This window comes from bacterium (assembly GCA_022616075.1).
Lineage (GTDB): Bacteria > Acidobacteriota > HRBIN11 > JAKEFK01 > JAKEFK01 > JAKEFK01.
Window position 1 is genome coordinate 1 of sequence record JAKEFK010000056.1, and the last position, 17,566, is coordinate 17,566.

Here is a 17,566-nt window from a genome sequence, read left to right on the forward strand (position 1 = left end):
AAAATTTCCATCTCTTGAAAACGTTATACCCTGAAAGCGCACCGGGGCCGGAGGAAGAATAGGAACATTACTCGTGGTCGCAACTTGCCGAACCCGGAGGCTCTGCATGTCGCCATCCTTAACCACATAGGCGACATACTTGCCGTCAGGGGATATGGCTGCATCAAAAATTTTTCCTGTTGTGGTCAGCGCGGAAATCTTCATTCCGATCGCTGAAGACTTGATTCAGTTTTCAGAATGCGATTCCAATAGACCAAAAGCAAAACTGTGAAAAGAATCAAAACGGCAGCTGCCATCAAAGCCTTTCTACTGGCATTTCGTCTCGGAGTCTGATGGGAAACGCTCTGAGCAGCACTGGATGTTGCTCCTTCCAACGCGAAAGCCAGATCGTTTGTGGATTGAAAACGATGATTCGGATCTTTTTCCAGGCAACGCAGCACAATTCGTTCTAATTCAGGCGGGATATCTGTATTGTTTTTTGAAAGTTCGGGTGGGTCCGCTTTTAGGATTGCATGCATGACTTCGATCTGTGAGTCGCCATGAAACGGACGTTTGCCGCAAAGCATTTCGTACAAAACTGATCCAAAAGCAAAAATATCAGACCGGTGGTCCACTTTTAATCCACGCACCTGTTCAGGAGACATATATATAACTGTTCCAACAACAACTCCGCTTTCGGTTTTATGATGCACGAATTCCTCCCGATTCAGTTGACCTGCAGGCAGTTCCACGTGAATCAGCTTGGCCAACCCGAAATCAAGAATCTTTGCGCGACCTTCTTTTGTAATGAAAATATTTTCCGGTTTCAGATCACGATGAACAATTCCTTTTTCATGGGCAGCAGAAAAGACCTCTGGCAATTTGAAGAGAATAATCGATCGCTTTTCGAACGGTGAGCGGATTGCCCTTGAGCTTCTCCCGTAGCAATTCGCCTTGCAATAATTCAGAAACTAAATAAGGAGAACCATTCTCAGTTCCAGCATCGTAAATCGCGAGGATATTGGGATGATTCAGAACGCCGGCAGCGCGTGCCTCTTGCTCAAAACGGCGGACGCGGTCCGGTTCCTGAGAAAAATGGGAAGGGAGTATCTTGATCGCAACGTCACGGCCGATCCGGGGATCTCGCGCACGATAGACTTCCCCCATTTTCATTTCGACAATCCGGCATTTTTTGGCATCAATCTCGGCCAGACGAATGAGCGCATCCTCCAGCGAGAGAAACGCTTCCGCGCCGCCCGCCGTAACAACTAGGGCTTCGTTTAACGAAAGTTTTTGAGCATCCGCGCCCCGTTTCATACGAGAACGACTCCTCGCGTGATCGACAAGAATACGCCTCATCAATTGCGCTGCAATACCAAAGAAGTGAGCACGATTTTCCCATCGTACATTTTTCTGATTAACGAGTTTGATATAGGCTTCATTGACCAGAGCTGAGGTCTGCAGGGTGTGGCCAGGACTTTCCTTGCGCATATAGGCTGCCGCCAAACGATGCAACTCCTTATAAACAATCGGCATCAGTTTATGCAGCGCCTCTTTGTCGCCGTTGCCCCAGGCGTGTAGCAGCTGAGTAACTTCGTTTGACGAAGTTAGTTTCATTCTAAGTATTATACCCTTACGCAAACCTTCATACGTTCGTGATAGTGGAAATTCCCAGCGAAGATGGTAGCGGGTCAAATCGTGTAGGGATACTGCGACATGGCTTTAGATTCAGTGGATAGCAAGGCAGGACGTTAGAAAGTGAAAAGCGTTTCTATTGCGAGACGTAACCGAGAGCTTTCAATTGATCGTTTGTTTCTTCATCCAGAACAGGCTTTTTCCCCTTTTCCAGTACAAATTGAGCGGAAAGATTTTTGCTTCCGGCAACCATTTGATAGTACGGTAATTTCAACTTCTCAATGACTTCAGGATTCCTGGCTCCTATGTTTTGCATTTCATGCCGGTCCATCTCCAGGTTGTAGAGCTGTTCGGTAAACCTTCCATTGGGAGAAAAAACAAGGACAAAATCTCCCACTCTGACTCGAACCTGGTCCCGTTCTTCAGAAATCAGTGGCCGATTTTTATCAAAAGCGCTTGGGTTCCCAATGAGAGGCACGATGCTTTTTCCCTGGAATCCATTGGAATTGGATTGGATCTTCAAAAGTTCAAAAATTGTGGGCATCACATCGATAGACTCCAGTGGAGCATCAATTTGCGTTGCCTGAATTCCTGGAATATGCATGATCAATGGCACGCGTAGTTGAACTTCGTTGAGCTGGTTGTGACCGATGTATCCATGCTCTCCCAGGCTTTCGCCGTGATCGGAAAGAAAAACGATCAAGGTTTCTTCGTAGATTCCCAACGCTTTTAACTTGTTGAACAAAAGTCCCATGAAACTGTCCACAAAGTTTACCTCCCCGGTGAGAATCACGTGGATGCTTCTCTTCATTCTAATTTTTGCCGCAAGGACGACAGCACAGGAACATCAACATGATGATCATCATGAACAATTGGGCGAGGTGAGCTTCGCTGTTTCCTGTGCGCCGGATGCTCAAAAAGAATTCAATCGTGGAGTAGCCTTGCTGCACGACTTCTGGTACGCAGAGTCGGAGAAAACGTTCAGCAATGTTGCTGCGATGGATCCTCAATGTGCCATGGCATATTGGGAGTAGCGATGAGCAACCACCATCAACTTTGGCCACCTCCTGGTCCGGAAGGAATAAAGAGGGGAAAAAATGCTGTCGAAAAAGCAAACAGCATGGAGATAAAGACGGAGCGGGAAAAAAGCAGACGCACTGGCGAATGATGCGCGAAGTGGTTGCGCTGGAAGACAGCACGGAAAAGCATTCCGTCACCCCGGGCGCGATCATGCCTGGTCACGAGATGGTTGCAGAAATGCTTTTAGAAATGGATGATGCACGGCAGGCCAAAACCGAATTTGAAAAATCGCTGAGAATTGCGCCGAACCGCCGACATTTCTTGCGGCATCAATAACGCATGCCGCAGGTACGGATGTTAAGGTTCAAGGCCGATCCGGCGGATCAAGTTCCCAAGACGTGGGTCATTGCGAATGGGGTCGAAATGCGGTCGTACCTTGAGGTAAGTGAAATGGAACGACCGCTCGTTGTAAGCCTCCTCTAATAACTCAAAAGCTCGCTCCTTCTGTCCGAGAGCTACATAGATGGCTGCCAGTTCCAGGGGCGATACGTAATCGCGCTGATTCAGTTGTGCGACGACTTGCATCGCCTCCTCACGCTTGCCCCCAATCGCATATGCATGAGCGAGTGCAGCAATCAGCCGGGGGCTGCCTCCCGAAAGCTCGACTGCCTTCCTGTGTTCGGAGATAGCTTTTTCGTACATCTTCATTTGCTCATAAATTAAACCAAGATGCCAGCGCGCTACAGGGAAATTTGGTTCCAACTCGAGCGCTTTCTTGCACTGCGTTGTCGCCTCTTCATACCGCCGCGCGAAGTAGTGTGTTGCGCTTATGAACGTAGTCATTATCGGAGACAAGGGATCTAGTTCCTGGGCTCGTTTTAATTCTGCGAGAGCTTCATCGAACCGACCCATAGGAATCAGATAATGTATGGCATACCATTGATGTCCGGTTGAATAGTTGGGATTCAGTTGCAATCCGCGCTTAAACTCATTTTCGGAGGTCGTCCAGTCCCAATCAAAGTTTACTGCTAAATGTGCCTGGGAAATGTGAGCTTCAGCGAGCGACTCATCAATTTCAAGAGCTCTCGCAATAGCAGCTTTTGCTTTAGGCATTGCTTCTTTTGGCGCGGTATATTGATAGAATGTGAGTCCGAAATAAGAATCGGCTAATCCCACCCAGGCCAACGCGTAGCCTGGATCATTGTCTAATGCCTCGCGAAAGTACGAAATACCTTTCTCGAAGCCTTCATTTGTTCTCTTGCTCCAGAAGTAACGTCCCTTTAAGTAGAGCTGGTACGCTTTTGCATTGTCCGTAGAGTGTTTCGCAAGCAGTTTTTTTTCCTTACCGCTTAATCCCAGGCGGAGTCTATCGGAAATATCGGTCGCGATATCAGATTGAATGGAAAGTAAATCGAACGCTTTCCCGCGGTATTGATTGCTCCAAATGTAGCTATTGTTTCGCGCATCTGCCAGCTCAATGCTTATTAGAAGATCGTCCCCGTGTTGGATGACCTTGCCGGTCATTACTGCATCCACACCAAGATCCTTTCCGACAGTTTGCGGGTCCGCATTTCGTCGCTTGTATTGGAAAACAGTAGATTGCGCCATCACTCTCAAGTTTGGCAACTGGGAGAGGCTGCGAATGATAGTCTCCGTGACGCCGTCTGTCAAATACTCCATCTCAGTTTCCATTCCAGCATTAAGAAGAGGCAAGACGGCAATAGAGTCGATGTCTCCAGTTGCTTTTTTGAATTGATAAAAAGTCATTACGAGCAACAAAATGATTGCGAGAATTCCGAAAACAAATTTGAAAGAGATTTCGCGTGCTCGGGTTGAAAAGGATTTTTTAGTTTTGCCTGGGCCTGACCGTTTGATTTCGGATGAAACTTCCAGCTTGTGTTTAAAAAGCCGTAGATCATTCAGCAGTTCCCTTGCAGTCTGATAGCGATCGTTCCTATCCTTCTGCAACATTTTAGTTACAATCCATTCCAATTCCCCAGGAACGCCGGACGAGTAGTTGGCCAGAGGCAAAGGATCTTTTCCCAGTATTGCCGCGATAATGTCGCTTCTCGTTTCGCCTTGAAAGGGTGTAACGCCGGCAACCATCTCATACACCAGGACGCCGAGACTAAAAATATCAGAACGAGCATCAACAAGAAGCCCTCTTACCTGCTCAGGCGACATGTATTTCACTGTACCCATCACGTAGCCTGTTTCCGTAATTGTTGGTGCATCAGTAATGTCAGTGGAGCCGCTGGTTTGAGTAACTTTAGCAAGACCGAAATCCAGGACTTTCATGTAGCCGTCAGGTCGCAGCATGATGTTTTCCGGCTTGATATCACGATGCACAATTCCCGCTTCGTGAGCCGAGGCGAGCGCACTGGCAGTTTGAATCGCGATCTCAAGTGCCTCCCGAAGACTCGTTCTTCCGGAAGACAGTTGCGTTCGGAGTGTTTTCCCTTCAACATACTCGGTCGCAATAAAAGGAACTTGCCCCTCTGTCCCAACGTCATAGACGACGATAATGTTGGGATGATTTAGGGCTGAGGCCGCGCGGGCCTCGTTTTGGAAACGGCGCAGGCGGTCAGGATCTTTTGTAAACTCGAGTGGCAAAATCTTGAGCGCTACCTTCCGGGAGAGACGGTCATCCTCGGCAAGATACACTTCCCCCATCCCGCCTTTTCCGATTTTCCGCAATACACGATAATGGCTGATCGTATTGGGGAAAGAGTTCTCGTCTTCACTCATTTCTCTGAGTTGGTAGGGCTGCGCCTCTAGTCAGAAATGAATTGTATGTCATTCTTCGGATGATGTGCCAAATTTATGTCTTCAAGCTGCCGCAAATATCAGGAATATGCGTCCGATTTTTTGTCGGGGCTAGAGGTTTTTTCAAAACCCGCTCCCCAAAGGAATCAATAAAGAGTGCCTACAAAAGAGTACTTTCTCCTTTGAGTTGAAGTAGCGCAGGCGTAAACTGACGAATGAAAGATTTTCTCGGTTTTGTCTTATACCAGTGAGGAAGATTGTGCCACATACATTGCTTGGCTCTTTCTTGTTGGCGTTATTAGTTTTCATGTCTTCCCTCAATTCTGAACCGATCCAGGACATAGCTCGGATAGAGCCAGGAAACCCGGTCACTGTCCAATTGTCCGGGGGTGAAGCACGCTCGTATCAAATCACGCTTCAAAAAGGGGACTTTGCTCGTATCACAGTCGACCAAATCAACATTGACCTCACATTGAATTTACAAGATGTTGATGGAAAGCAGATCGCTATTTGTGATCAAGAGAACAGGAATCAGGGCAGGGAAAAATTGGAGTTCATTGCGGATAAAATGGGCTACTACCGGTTGGACATCCGGCCTGCTCTGAAAAGCGCGGTTGCCGGACGTTATGAAGTTCGACTCGAACAAATTCGAACTGCAACGGAAACAGATCGTCTGATATTCAACGCGAGCTCAGGTTTCCGTGAAGCGGAGCGGCTAGAACAAGAGGGGAACTATGACGATGCTCTTCCGCTTGTCGAACAAACGTTGCAAATTTTCGAACAAACCTGGGGCGTTGAAAATGTGGACTATGCGCGCGCCCTGAACCTCATTGCAAACATTTATACAGGAAAAAAGGATTATGCAAAGGCTGAACCGCTTTACCAGCGCGCATTGAAAATCAGGGAAAGCGTGTTGGGCGCCGAACATCCTGATGTTGCTGCATCTTGTAACGACATGGCGCGCTTCTACAGTTTGACGGAGGATACTGCGAAAACAGAATCATTCGCATTACGCGCTCTAACGATTCGCGAAAGCACTCTCGACAGCAATCACTTTTATACCGGATACGCGCTCCACGATTATGGCAGATATCTTTTTGATTCTCAGAAATACGGAAAGGCGGAGGAGATACTGAAGCGCGCGCTTGCCATTCTGGAGAAATCGCTGAACGAAGATCATCCGCAATACGCGATGGCGCTTCACAGCCTGGGCATTTTGTACGACACAACAGGGAACTTTAACTCGTCCATTCAACTTTATAAGCGCGAACTGTCTTCCAAAGAAAAGGCAAATGGGAAAGACAGTTTGCCGGTTGCAAGAGTTCTCTATTATATTGCCCGGGTAAATTACAGACGTGGAGAGTACGATGAGGCCGAGGCACTCTATCAGCGCGCATTAGACATAAATGAAAAATTAAAGAATGAAAACGGAATTCTTTCTGCGCAAGCCAATCTGGCAAATATCCATAGCGCCCGCGGCGATTACCAGCGTGGCGAAGAGATGTACAAACAGATTCTCGAACGGCGGGAAAAGGCCACGAATCCGATTCCGCTGCAAATTGCTCACGCTCTTGTAAATCTCGGTGAAATTAACAACTCGAAAGGAGATTACACGGCCGCCGAAGCATACTTAAAGCGATCGATGTCGATTATCGAAAACCTCTGGAAAGAAGATACCCTGGAACTGGGCGATATCCTTACAAGACTCGCCACAGCATACATCGGCAAAGAGAACTATTCTGCTGCGGAGCAAGCAAGCCGCCGCGCATTAACAATTTTCGAAAAGATCCATGGACCGAATCATCCACATGTTGCAGAGGCCCTGACCGTACTTGGGCAGATCGCTCTTTTGAATGGACAATTCATCGCAGCGGAACCGATGTTCCGTCGCGCTCTAATCATCACCGAAAAGGCTCAGGGAATTCATGCGCCCGCATCACTGGAACCGCTGAATGGACTCGCTAATGTCTATGCGAACCAAGCTAATATTGCCCGCGCGATTGAATTTCAATCTCGCGCGAATGCTGTAGTGGAACACAACCTTGCGCTTGCGATCGCCATTGGATCTGAACGCCAAAAGCTCAGTTCCGTTTTGGCTTACGCTTCTAATATGGATAGGAATATTTCTTTGCATATTGGCAAAGCACCTGCCGATTCAAGAGCTGCCGAACTTGCGGCGACCACAGTCCTTCGTTTTAAAGGCCGGGTGTTAGATTCGATGGCCGATACGCTATCCTCTTTGCGTCGCCGCTCAGAACCGAAGGACCGGAATTTGTTGGATCAATTAAACGATTCCACGTCCCAGTTGGCTCAGAGAATATTCTATGCACCCGACTTAGCGACGACCGCGGAATCCCGCGCGTTGGAAGAAAAAATTGAGAAGCTTCAGGATGAGATAAGTCGCCGAAACGCGGAATTCGTTTCGCAGAAGCAATCCGTAGCCCTCGAGTCTATTCGTAGATCAATCCCGGATGAATCGGTGCTTTTGGAGTTCGCACTCTATCATCCGGCAAATGCTAAAGATCTCCGCTATGTCGCTTACGTGATCCGTAATCAGGGCGACATTCGCTGGAAGGAATTGGGACCCTCCGATGGAATTGACAAATTGGTGGACAACTTGCGGCAGGCTCTGCGCGATGCGTCCCGCAAGGATGTGAAGCAACTCGCGCGCGTTGTTCATGAAAAAATTATGCAGCCGATCCTTCCTTTCCTTGAAGGTTCAGCACAACTTCTGATATCACCGGATGGAGAGCTCAATCTCATTCCCTTTGAAGCGCTTGTCGATGAACAGAATCGCTATCTTGTCGAAACTTTTTTGTGTTCGTATCTAACAAGCGGGAGGGACCTGCTGCGGCTACAAGTGGTGCGGGACAGCAACAACTCTCCTGCTGTGTTGGCGAATCCCATGTTTGGCGAACCCGGTCCCGGATCATCTCAACTTGCGCTGAACAGAAATCGGCGAAGTGTGACAACCGGCTCTGATCTTTCGGATGTCTACTTCGCTCCACTGGCCGGTACAGGTCAAGAAGCGCGAACGATCAAGACATTTTTCAGTGACGCCAATGTCTTCACGGGAAAAGAAGCAACCGAAACGGGATTAAAACAAGTTGCAGCTCCCCGGATCTTGCACATTGCAACTCACGGATTCTTCTTAACCGATATAGATTCAAAATCGAATGCAAGGATTGAAAATCCGTTATTGAGATCTGGTCTCGCTTTTGCAGGAGCAAACTTGCGTCGCAGCGGTAAGGATGACGGAATCCTGACAGCTCTGGAAGCTTCGGGATTGAATTTGTGGGGAACCAGGCTCGTTACGCTTTCTGCTTGTGATACAGGAGTGGGCGCAGTGAAAAATGGCGAAGGCGTGTACGGTTTACGGCGCGCGTTTTTCCTGTCAGGAACAGAATCACTGGTGATGAGCCTCTGGCCTGTAAGCGATTACATAACACGCGAGATGATGACCGGCTACTACAAAAGTTTGAAGTCAGGAATGGGTCGTGGCGAGGCTTTGCGTAAAGTGCAGTTGAGCATAATGAAACGTAACGGCCGCGCCCATCCGTTCTATTGGGCAGGTTTTATTCAATCCGGACAGTGGGCCCCGCTTTAGACCTCGTCCTCTGGGCTATATACCGCAGCGGCGATTCATTAAAGATCGATGTCCAACGATTGACACCGGAGCAGTATAGGCGCCTTCGAGAAGCTTCTGTAGGGAATACCGTAACAACTTGCAGTAAATGTCGAGAGAAGGGCGATTCAACAGGCGCTGGGAGACAAGAGTCTGTAAAACACCGAGGTTAGTTTGAGGTCTGGGCGCGGGGAACTTTCCTGAGCTTCAATTACTGGAAGCCTTTACTCTACGATCTGGAAAATCTCTCTACGGCCGGTCACATACATTTCTGTGTACTTTGACATTTCCTCTGCAACCGCAGGATCCATGTTCGGATCCGGTTTTCCGGATTTGTATTCTTCCATTTGCTTTTCGAACTCCGCCAGGCTACTGACCTGCATTTCTATTACGACAGTGTTGTAGTTGCCTACAACATCGGTCATTACGCGCATGTTCGTATCCCGGCCGAAAGCTCTCTTAAACAATTTGGCAAGTTTGGATGCTTGTCCTGGTTTGCCGTAAAAACTTCACGAATAATCAGCATGTTAGTCCTCCTTTGTTTTGTGTTTATTGTAATAACGTCGCCATTTCGCGCGATTCCCGCAAGTTTTCATATCGCACCAGAGGCGCGTTCGATTTTTGCTGCGATCCAGAAACAACCATGTGCAGGTTTGTGATCCGCATTCTCGGATCAGCCGCCGGTCGGTAGAAGTCAATAACTCGGTACCGGACCGGATGATCGGCCATAACACGCGCTCCGGCTTTGGATTGCCTTCTTCCCACGACCAGTCCACTTCATCCCCTTTGCTTCGGATTCGTAAATTCTGGAAAGTCCGGCTCAACTGGCGGTTCAGAAAATGGAGATCCCGGGCCGGGAGATGCTTTCCGCCTGCAATGGCAGAAAAGAGATGATACAGCGCAAGACGACATTCTCTGGCTGCGGCAAGCGTCCTGGCTGCCATCGCCGGATTGGAGGAGGCTCGTTTTAAAAGCTTAGCGGCTTGCCGAATTGTGATTGCACCGGCCTGATTTCCAAAAGCGACCAGGTCATCGAAACTATGAAGCTCTTCCCGCGGATCCACAGCTCCATATTCATGGATCGTATTCACAAAATCCAGGCAGAGGATCCCCCCGAGAAGTTCAAATCGATCTTGAGCCATCTGCTCATTCTAAGCCCCTAACTCCCAAAATGCAATTGACTGGTCAGTAGAAAAGAGTATATGATCTAACCATCTAAATAAATTTTGGAGGTTTGATCATGAAACTCGAATCATTTGAAATTCATATTTCTGACCGCGTTCTTGAAGACTTGCAGAAACGTATTGCGGAGACGCGCTGGCCGGACAGCATCCGGAATTCCGGATGGGACTACGGAACCGACATTGATGTTTTGCAAAAGCTGGTGGCCTACTGGCAGGAGAAATTTGATTGGCGAAGAGAAGAAGAGCGGATCAACTCTTTTCCTCAATTCCGTATGAATATCGATGGCCTCCGTATCCATTTCATTCATCTTCCCAGCCAAAATCCCGAAGCACTTCCGTTGATCATCACTCACGGATGGCCCGGTTCGTTTCTGGAGCAGCTTAAAATTGTGCCACTTCTTCAGGATCGTTTTCACATCGTGATTCCTTCGCTGCCGGGATACGGATTTTCAGACGCATCGCATTCGCCCGGGATGAATCCGAGAAAAATCGCGGCGTTGTGGGTTCAACTCATGCGCGCGCTGGGTTATGAACGATTCATCCCGCAAGGTGGAGATTGGGGAGCCACTGTCTCAACATGGATCGGACTGGATGCTCCGCAATCCTTGATCGGCATTCATTTGAATTACATTCCGGGTTCGTATCGGCCTTCTATTAAAGAAGATGAACCATTGACAGAGCGAGAAAAGGAATATTTCAGGAGTGAGGAAGAATGGATGAAAAAAGAAGGGAGCTATTCACAAATTCAGGGAACCAAACCTCAAACACTCGCGTATGCAATCAACGATTCTCCCGTTGGTCTGGCCGCCTGGATCCTGGAAAAAGCACACGGGTGGAGTCATTGTGAGCGAGGCGTGCTGGAGCACTTTACTTATGAAGAGTTGCTCAGCAACATCATGCTCTACTGGGTGACAGTGAGCTTCGGTTCGTCGATCCGTCTTTATTACGAAGCACGAAAAATGCCTGTTCACCTCGGGCCCGAACAACGGGTCAATGCAAAAACCGCAGTTGCCCGCTTCGCAAAAGAAGAGCCGATGCCTCCGCGCGAATGGGTGGAGCGTGGTTACAACGTGTGCCGTTGGACGGAATATCCCGCAGGGAGCCACTTTGCGCAAATGGAAATGCCGGAGGTTTTTGCAAAAGAGATCATCGCCTCCGCAGCTGAATTTTAATTGCCGCCAACGCGCCAAGGCGCCAAGAAGAGAATAATCCATATTTTTTATCTCGGCGTTCTTGGCGACTTGGCGGTTAATTCCAATTTTTCAAGCTCACTCATCAGCTTGTCATACTTTCCGCGCAGATTCTGATTCAGCTCAAATGCTTTTTTCAAAGCATTTTTTGCTTTGATTGCGATTTTCTTTTTCAGCGCATCCTGTTGCTGGATTCGAGCGGCTAAATGGAACAGCTCGGCTTGAAGAGCATAACTTTCTCCCCATTGAGGGTCTCTTTTCAGAGCTTCAGCAATCTGATTTGACCCAAGTTTGATTTCGGTTGCTGGGTTTTGCTTACGGCTCATTTTGTCTTTTGCCGATAGCAGGTAGTATCTGGCAAATCTGCGATACGTTTCGGCATCTTCAGGATTGTGTTTCAGGGACAAGCGCAGGCTGGATTCCGCTTTCTCGAAAAAAGTTCGAGCGGACGCTCCTTTCAGCAAAGCCCATTCTGCTTCTACCAATTCGATCCAAGCTTCATCCTTATTCGATCCTAGCGCACTTCCGGACAGATCCATGTACTGTCGGATTGCCGTTCGCGCTTGCTGCAGATCCGGTTCCGGATTCGTGTCAGTTTGCACTGCGTATTCCGCTCGAATGCAATAAGCTCTTGCAGAAACGAGGTAAGGAAGGGGAAACTTCGGATTGATTTCCATTGCTTTGCGGAACGCAGGGATTGCTTGATCCAGTGAGGGGAGTGGATTGAGCGCCTGAGTCATTTCGTATTGCGCAAGGGTTGCAAAGGATACACCGGTATTATTGTGGGCAAAGATAAATTTAGCGTTTAACTCGAGCGCCTTGCGATAATTTTCAATGGCCATCTTCAAAACGTTTGCCGGATCCTTTCCATGATGAAGTTGATACATTCCTTTACGCGTTAGAACCATCCCCAGGTTGCTGAAATTACTGTAGTGTCGCGGATTCAACCGGATCGCGTTTTCATAAGCTTTCACAGAATTGTCAAAGGAAGAAGTCGGATCGATTCCTTTTTCCATTCTTGCAACCGCCTGGTCCGAATACGCATCGCCCAGATAACAGTAAGATTCATCGTTCGGCTTGAGCTGGATTGCTTTCTGAAAAGCTTGCAGGGCAGATTCAATGGTCTGGTCCCTTTCAATCCCGGTGTCCCATTGCTCGTATGCGAGGTGAACATAACTGTTCCCAAGGCTATTCCAGGCTTCTGGAAAATTGGGCTTGATAGCCAGCGCCTTTTTTGCCATCTGAATAGCCTTGTCATACACCGGCGCGGGATTCCCTTTCCTCGTCCGCAGTATAACTGCCCAGTCCGAATAGATCACCGATTTCCGGTTCCATGCATTTGCATTTTCGGGATCCACCTGAAGAGCAAGATCGCAGACCGAAATAGCGCCGGCGTACTGTTCTTCTGTGGGAACCCCCTGCAATTCAACCAGCCGGAGAACCTGTATCAACCGGTGGCATTCAGCATCATAGATAGAGGAGTCGCTACGAGCGATCTCGGTCGCGGCTTTGTAGGCGTCTCCTGCTTTCTCGAAATCTTCGCCCGCGCCTTTGTAATCACCCGACCTTTGTTTCTGCGCTCCCTGAAAAACGTGAATGTCTCCCTGCAATTTTCTTGCTTCATAAGACCAGGGTGCGGAATCCATTGCCCTGGCGCTGATTTTCACGGCATCTTCGTAACGATTTGCGTAAAACGCCATCAATGCATCCAGATAATCGGAGGAGATGCTTGCGCTGTTCTTGCTTGCTTTCAAGAAAGCCACGGCAGGATCTCGAAACTGTTTTTCGATCTCCTGTCTGCGGGCCTCCTTCGCTTCCGGACTGGAGAGTAGCTCCAGCTTTTCGAGTTCCTCTTGATACAGCGCTCCCAGAACACGACCCAGCGCATATGCAATTTGCGGTGTTTGATAGTCGTTTTTCCATGCCGCTTCCAGATGAGTGCGCGCTCTGTCGTGCTGATGGAGCGCAAGATAACCGCGTCCCAGTGCGTAGTTTCCGGGCGCAAGAGCGGGACGTCCCAGAATCTCCATTTGATTTTGTATCTTTTGCATTTTCTGTTGAACGAGTAGTTTTTCCTTTCGAATATCATGGAGGGGAAGAGAGGAAGTGTATCGCAGGAAGCCTTCGATCTCCGCAACTTCCTGGCCAAACTGTTGCGCAATCTCTGCGCGTTTTGCTGCGGTCCACCAGTTATAGAGTCCGAAGCTTGCGGAAAAAATCACAGCGATGAAAGCGGCTGCCAGAATCGCAGCCATCTTCCGGTGCCTTCGCGCTTTTTTGCCAATACGGTAATGCCAGCTGGCGCGTCTTGCGAGGATCGGCTCCCCTTCCAGAAAGCGTGAGAGATCATCGGCCAGCGCCTGGGCCGTGTAGTATCTTCGTTCCGGCTCCTTTTCCAGACACTTCATCACGATGATTTCAAGATCGTAGGCTACTTCGCGATTCTGTTTTCGCAAAGAGGGGGCTTCTTCCTGGATCGTTTTGAGCGCGATTTCTACGCTGGTTCCGGTGAATGGTGGATGGCCGCATAGGATTTCGTAAAAAGTTGCGCCCAGTGCGTAGACGTCCGTGCGTTGGTCGATGTCGCGAATATTGCCCTGAGCTTGTTCGGGCGCCATGTATGCAGGCGTGCCGACAATCATTCCTGTTTTTGTTCGATCCGCCGAATCCTCTTCGCGTGAGAGACCGAAATCAGTGATGTAAGGCAACCATGAATCACCCGCTTTTTCAACAAGGATATTGCCCGGTTTCAGATCACGGTGGACCAGTCCGGCTTCATGCGCTGCGTGCACCGCCTCCGCAACCGTTCTCATGACCTCCACTTTGTTCCGCAAAGTCATTTCTGTGGAAGCAGCGGAAAGTGTACGGCCTTCGATGCACTGCATGGCGATGTAGGGTTCGCCGTTGATGTTGCCGACATCGAATACTTTGCAAATGTTTGGATTCTGAACGCAGGCCTGATTGCGCGCTTCACGAAGAAAACGCTCGGGCGTTCCTGTGCCTTCGAGGCGGAGCTTTTTCAGCGCGACGTTACGCTTGAGTCTCCTGTCATACGCCTTCCAAACGCGTCCGGCAGCCCCTTCCCCCAGCAACGTTTTGATTTCATACCGTTCTTCGGAAACGTCGACCGGATCTACGGTTTGATCCTCGAGTTCGTCGTTGAGGGATTCGATCTTGAGGCGCGCATTGCGGATAAAATCTTCGCGCTCATCCACACACGCGATTATATCCCGAAGTAGCGCGGACGTCTCGTCTGCGGCTACTGCGCCGGCGGGACGCCCGCGCTACGTTCTTCTATTGAATACAGCCGGCGCCCGGTCCGTCTCCTTCGTTATCCGTGACAAACGTATTCGACGTCCAGGTATTCTCACAAAGAAAGTTGTCCCACATGTCGCTGCTGGTGTTGTTTAAGGAAGTGTTTCCTTGAACAACATTTCCAGTCCCTATCACAATGAAGATTCCAATGTCTGAATTCTGATTCGTGGTATTCCACTGGATAGTGTTATCGTTGTTGGGAGCTTCTCCTAAATTATTTCCCAACACAATTCCCCTGGTATTGTCGTTACACGTGTTGTTCAGGATTTGTAGTCCGTTGGATTCTGAAACCTGGATACACACAAGTGCAGATCGGATAATTGTGTTTCCCTGTACCAGATCATTCACTGTTTGAATCAGATAAATACCGACTTCCTGAGAATCAGAAACCGCATTGTTGATTATTTGGTTACCGTTACCTGCTTGTAGCGCGATTGCCCTGAATGAATTCACAATTGTGTTTTCAGAAATGCGATTGTTATTGACTGTTGCTACATTATCCGGAAACGCAAAAATTCCTACGGACGAAGCGGAACTAATAGTATTACTTGTTACTACAGAATCTGAAGTCGAAAACAACGAAATGCCGATCGTGCAATCCGAGATACTCACGTCTTGAATTCGATTATTTGATGCGGATTGAACAAGGATCCCTCTGGTGACCTCATTGATTTGTCCGTTTAGAATGTGAACATTATCTGCTGAATCAACCAGAATTCCGGTAGCTGAAGCACCACTGCCCGGACCCGATATAGTTCTTCGGCCAAGATTGAACTCAATGTCATCCGCCGTGATTCGAATTGCTGTGCTAGTACATTCCAGATTTCGAACCAGCCTGTAACGTCCTCCGGGCGTGTCCAGTACCGTGCCACAGTCCCTCACCGGAATTGACTCTGCTGACAGCGCAAACAGAAATGTCAAGACTGCAAGAAATGTGATGATTCTCATTCGTAATCCCTCCGGTTCGCACAGTATTCAAGTTTGATGCCAGTCTGAATTCTTAGTGTTTCCGAGGAATCAGAGACTTACTACGGATTGTTAGTGTGCCCAAGTTATACAGGCGCCGGATACAAAGGGCACAGTTTAATAGATGTGATGCTTGATCAGCTTTTTATAGAATGTGCGGCGCGTAATGCCAAGAAGATCTGCTGCCTTACTTTTATTTCCATTCGCCGATTCCAGTGCACGAAGGACTGTCCGTTTTTCCAGCTCCAACAGATTCATTTCTTCAGAATCTTCTGTTTGTTCAGCAGGATCTTTCCATTCGTATTGATCCTCTAAAATAAAGATGCTACGCAGCTCATTTTCCAGCTCGCGGATGTTGCCAGGCCAATCATGCGTCATCAGTTTCCTGAATACGGAATCGGAGGGGACCGGCAACGGCCTTTTCAGTTCATCCGATATTTTGTTTCGGAAGTAATCAATGAGCAGAGGAATATCTTCTCTCCTTTCTCGTAAAGGCGGAACTTCCAACGTTATCACCGCTAACCGAAAATAGAGATCTTCACGAAATAGTCCTGACTGCATCAAATCCTTGAGTCTTTTGTTTGTAGCCGCAACGATCCGGACATTCACGCGATATGCTGTTCCGCTTCCGATCGGACGTACCTCTCCTTCCTGCAGTACGCGAAGAAGCTTCTTTTGCATATCAGGACTCATATCTCCCACTTCATCCAGAAACAGAGTTCCACCATCTGCAATCTGGAACAGTCCAATCTTGTTTTTGTCCGCTCCCGTAAATGCGCCTTTGACGTATCCAAATAATTCACTTTCCAGCAAAGAATCGTTGAAAGCGCTGCAGTTGATCGAGATCAACGGCTTCTCCTCTCTCGGGCCGTTGTAATGAATGTACTTGGCGACCATTTCTTTACCGGTGCCGCTTTCACCCTGAATGAGAACGGTTGCTTCGGTTTGAACAACTTTTTCAAGAGCCTTGAACAGCTTCAACATCGGTTTTGATTTCCCAATGATCATTCCCAGTCCGTAGACCTTAGCAACTTCGCGCTGTGTTTCTGCAAGAAGCATTTTCATTTCGTTCAGGCTGCTGGCCTGAACCTCCACGCGGTTTTGAAGTTTCGCATTGAGGGCCTCTATTTCTTCAAACAAGCGGGCATTCGAAAGTGTGATCGCAATATGACTAGCAAGCATTTCCATCAGCTGCAAATCCTGCGATGTGAGGGCTGCCACTTCTTTCGAGGAATCGATGTAAAGAACGCCGAGCAGTTTTGATGTGTTCTCTTTGTCCGGATCAGAATAGAAAAGCGGGAGACAAATTGTGGAATGAAGATTAAATTTGCGGACGCTCCCGGCCGCAGCAAATTCCTTATGATCCCGTACGCGAGGGAGACATAACGGTTTGCGTTCGGTCAAAACCTTTTCAATGATGGAAGTGGATCCGGAAAAATCCTCTTCCGGCAAATCCTTTTGCTTGTGGTCGCGCGCGGCCTTAATAGAAAGTTGATTCGAACGGTCATACAACATCAGAAATGCCCTTTCAGCGCCGGTCAGTTCCAGGGACGTATCGAGCACTTTTGGTAGGAGATCTTGAATCCGCAACCGGGAGTTTAAGACGGACAAAAGCCGGAAAACTTCAGTGGAACTTATGCCTTCCCTCATCCCGTCATTCTAACAAAAAGCAAACTGTCCTGTTTGTGCGATGCATGAATCTCCCGCTTTCTAAGGGGGAGAAAACAGCCGCCACACAACCTTAGTGTCCCTCCCCATAAATATGATGACATATGCTGCTGGCTAGCAGGCTTGATGGCAAGGCGCGAGCGAGGCGCATACCCGCTGTGGTATGTAACGAGCGAGCAACGAAGCCAGCAAGTCTGCGAGCCGCAGCCCAGAGGGCG

14 protein-coding genes are annotated in these 17,566 nt (G+C 48.6%); 4 read left to right on the forward strand and 10 right to left on the reverse strand.

Annotated features, from left to right (window positions below):
* From L0156_04840 to L0156_04855, 4 genes are all read right to left on the reverse strand, one after another.
* Positions 1 to 204, reverse strand: a 204-nt coding sequence (locus tag L0156_04840) for a hypothetical protein (GenBank protein MCI0602320.1), incomplete at its 3' end; no start/stop codon positions are given.
* Complete coding sequence (locus L0156_04845) at positions 201 to 860, reverse strand: serine/threonine protein kinase (GenBank protein MCI0602321.1); 660 nt, start codon at positions 858 to 860, stop codon at positions 201 to 203. The genes L0156_04845 and L0156_04840, both read right to left, overlap by 4 nt.
* Positions 832 to 1,596, reverse strand: a complete 765-nt coding sequence (locus tag L0156_04850) for an ECF-type sigma factor (protein ID MCI0602322.1) — start codon at positions 1,594 to 1,596, stop codon at positions 832 to 834. Before L0156_04850 ends, L0156_04845 begins: the two co-directional genes overlap by 29 nt.
* 154 nt (positions 1,597 to 1,750) lie before the next feature.
* Positions 1,751 to 2,425, reverse strand: a complete 675-nt coding sequence (locus L0156_04855) for a sulfatase-like hydrolase/transferase (GenBank protein ID MCI0602323.1) — start codon at positions 2,423 to 2,425, stop codon at positions 1,751 to 1,753.
* Here L0156_04855 and L0156_04860 point away from each other — a divergent pair.
* Together L0156_04860 and L0156_04865 are read left to right on the forward strand one after the other, a co-directional pair.
* A complete protein-coding gene (locus L0156_04860) occupies positions 2,412 to 2,648 on the forward strand; it encodes a hypothetical protein (GenBank protein MCI0602324.1) in 237 nt (78 codons plus the stop codon). The genes L0156_04855 and L0156_04860 overlap by 14 nt on opposite strands.
* Positions 2,602 to 2,970 (forward strand): hypothetical protein, encoded by a 369-nt coding sequence (locus tag L0156_04865; protein ID MCI0602325.1) that lies wholly within the window; start codon positions 2,602 to 2,604, stop codon positions 2,968 to 2,970. The genes L0156_04860 and L0156_04865 overlap by 47 nt, the downstream gene beginning before the upstream one ends.
* 21 nt (positions 2,971 to 2,991) lie before the next feature.
* Here the strand turns inward: L0156_04865 and L0156_04870 are convergent, their stop codons facing one another.
* Entirely contained in the window at positions 2,992 to 5,382 is a 2,391-nt protein-coding gene (locus L0156_04870; GenBank protein ID MCI0602326.1) for a protein kinase, read from the reverse strand.
* Positions 5,383 to 5,707: 325 nt separating this feature from the next.
* Between L0156_04870 and L0156_04875 the strand changes: the two genes are divergently transcribed.
* On the forward strand, positions 5,708 to 9,007 hold the full coding sequence (locus L0156_04875; protein MCI0602327.1) for a tetratricopeptide repeat protein: 3,300 nt from the start codon (positions 5,708 to 5,710) through the stop codon (positions 9,005 to 9,007).
* Positions 9,008 to 9,249: 242 nt separating this feature from the next.
* On the opposite strand, the gene L0156_04880 is transcribed toward L0156_04875, so the two are convergent.
* Positions 9,250 to 9,450: a hypothetical protein gene (locus L0156_04880; GenBank protein MCI0602328.1), complete on the reverse strand. Its 201-nt coding sequence runs from the start codon at positions 9,448 to 9,450 to the stop codon at positions 9,250 to 9,252.
* 102 nt (positions 9,451 to 9,552) lie between these two features.
* The gene (locus L0156_04885) at positions 9,553 to 10,167 is read right to left on the reverse strand and encodes an ABATE domain-containing protein (protein MCI0602329.1); all 615 of its coding nucleotides are present in this window, start codon (positions 10,165 to 10,167) and stop codon (positions 9,553 to 9,555) included.
* Between the two features lie 98 nt (positions 10,168 to 10,265).
* Between L0156_04885 and L0156_04890 the strand changes: the two genes are divergently transcribed.
* Positions 10,266 to 11,381, forward strand: a complete 1,116-nt coding sequence (locus L0156_04890) for an epoxide hydrolase (protein ID MCI0602330.1) — start codon at positions 10,266 to 10,268, stop codon at positions 11,379 to 11,381.
* A 47-nt stretch (positions 11,382 to 11,428) separates the two neighbouring features.
* Here the strand turns inward: L0156_04890 and L0156_04895 are convergent, their stop codons facing one another.
* The 3 genes from L0156_04895 to L0156_04905 all read right to left on the reverse strand — a co-directional run bounded on the left by L0156_04895 (position 11,429) and on the right by L0156_04905 (position 17,330).
* The gene (locus L0156_04895; GenBank protein MCI0602331.1) at positions 11,429 to 14,614 is read right to left on the reverse strand and encodes a protein kinase; all 3,186 of its coding nucleotides are present in this window, start codon (positions 14,612 to 14,614) and stop codon (positions 11,429 to 11,431) included.
* 79 nt (positions 14,615 to 14,693) lie between these two features.
* Positions 14,694 to 15,662, reverse strand: coding sequence for a right-handed parallel beta-helix repeat-containing protein (locus tag L0156_04900; GenBank protein MCI0602332.1), 969 nt, complete (start codon positions 15,660 to 15,662; stop codon positions 14,694 to 14,696).
* A 135-nt stretch (positions 15,663 to 15,797) separates the two neighbouring features.
* Entirely contained in the window at positions 15,798 to 17,330 is a 1,533-nt protein-coding gene (locus L0156_04905) for a sigma 54-interacting transcriptional regulator (GenBank protein MCI0602333.1), read from the reverse strand.
* Between the last annotated feature and the right edge of the window lie 236 nt (positions 17,331 to 17,566).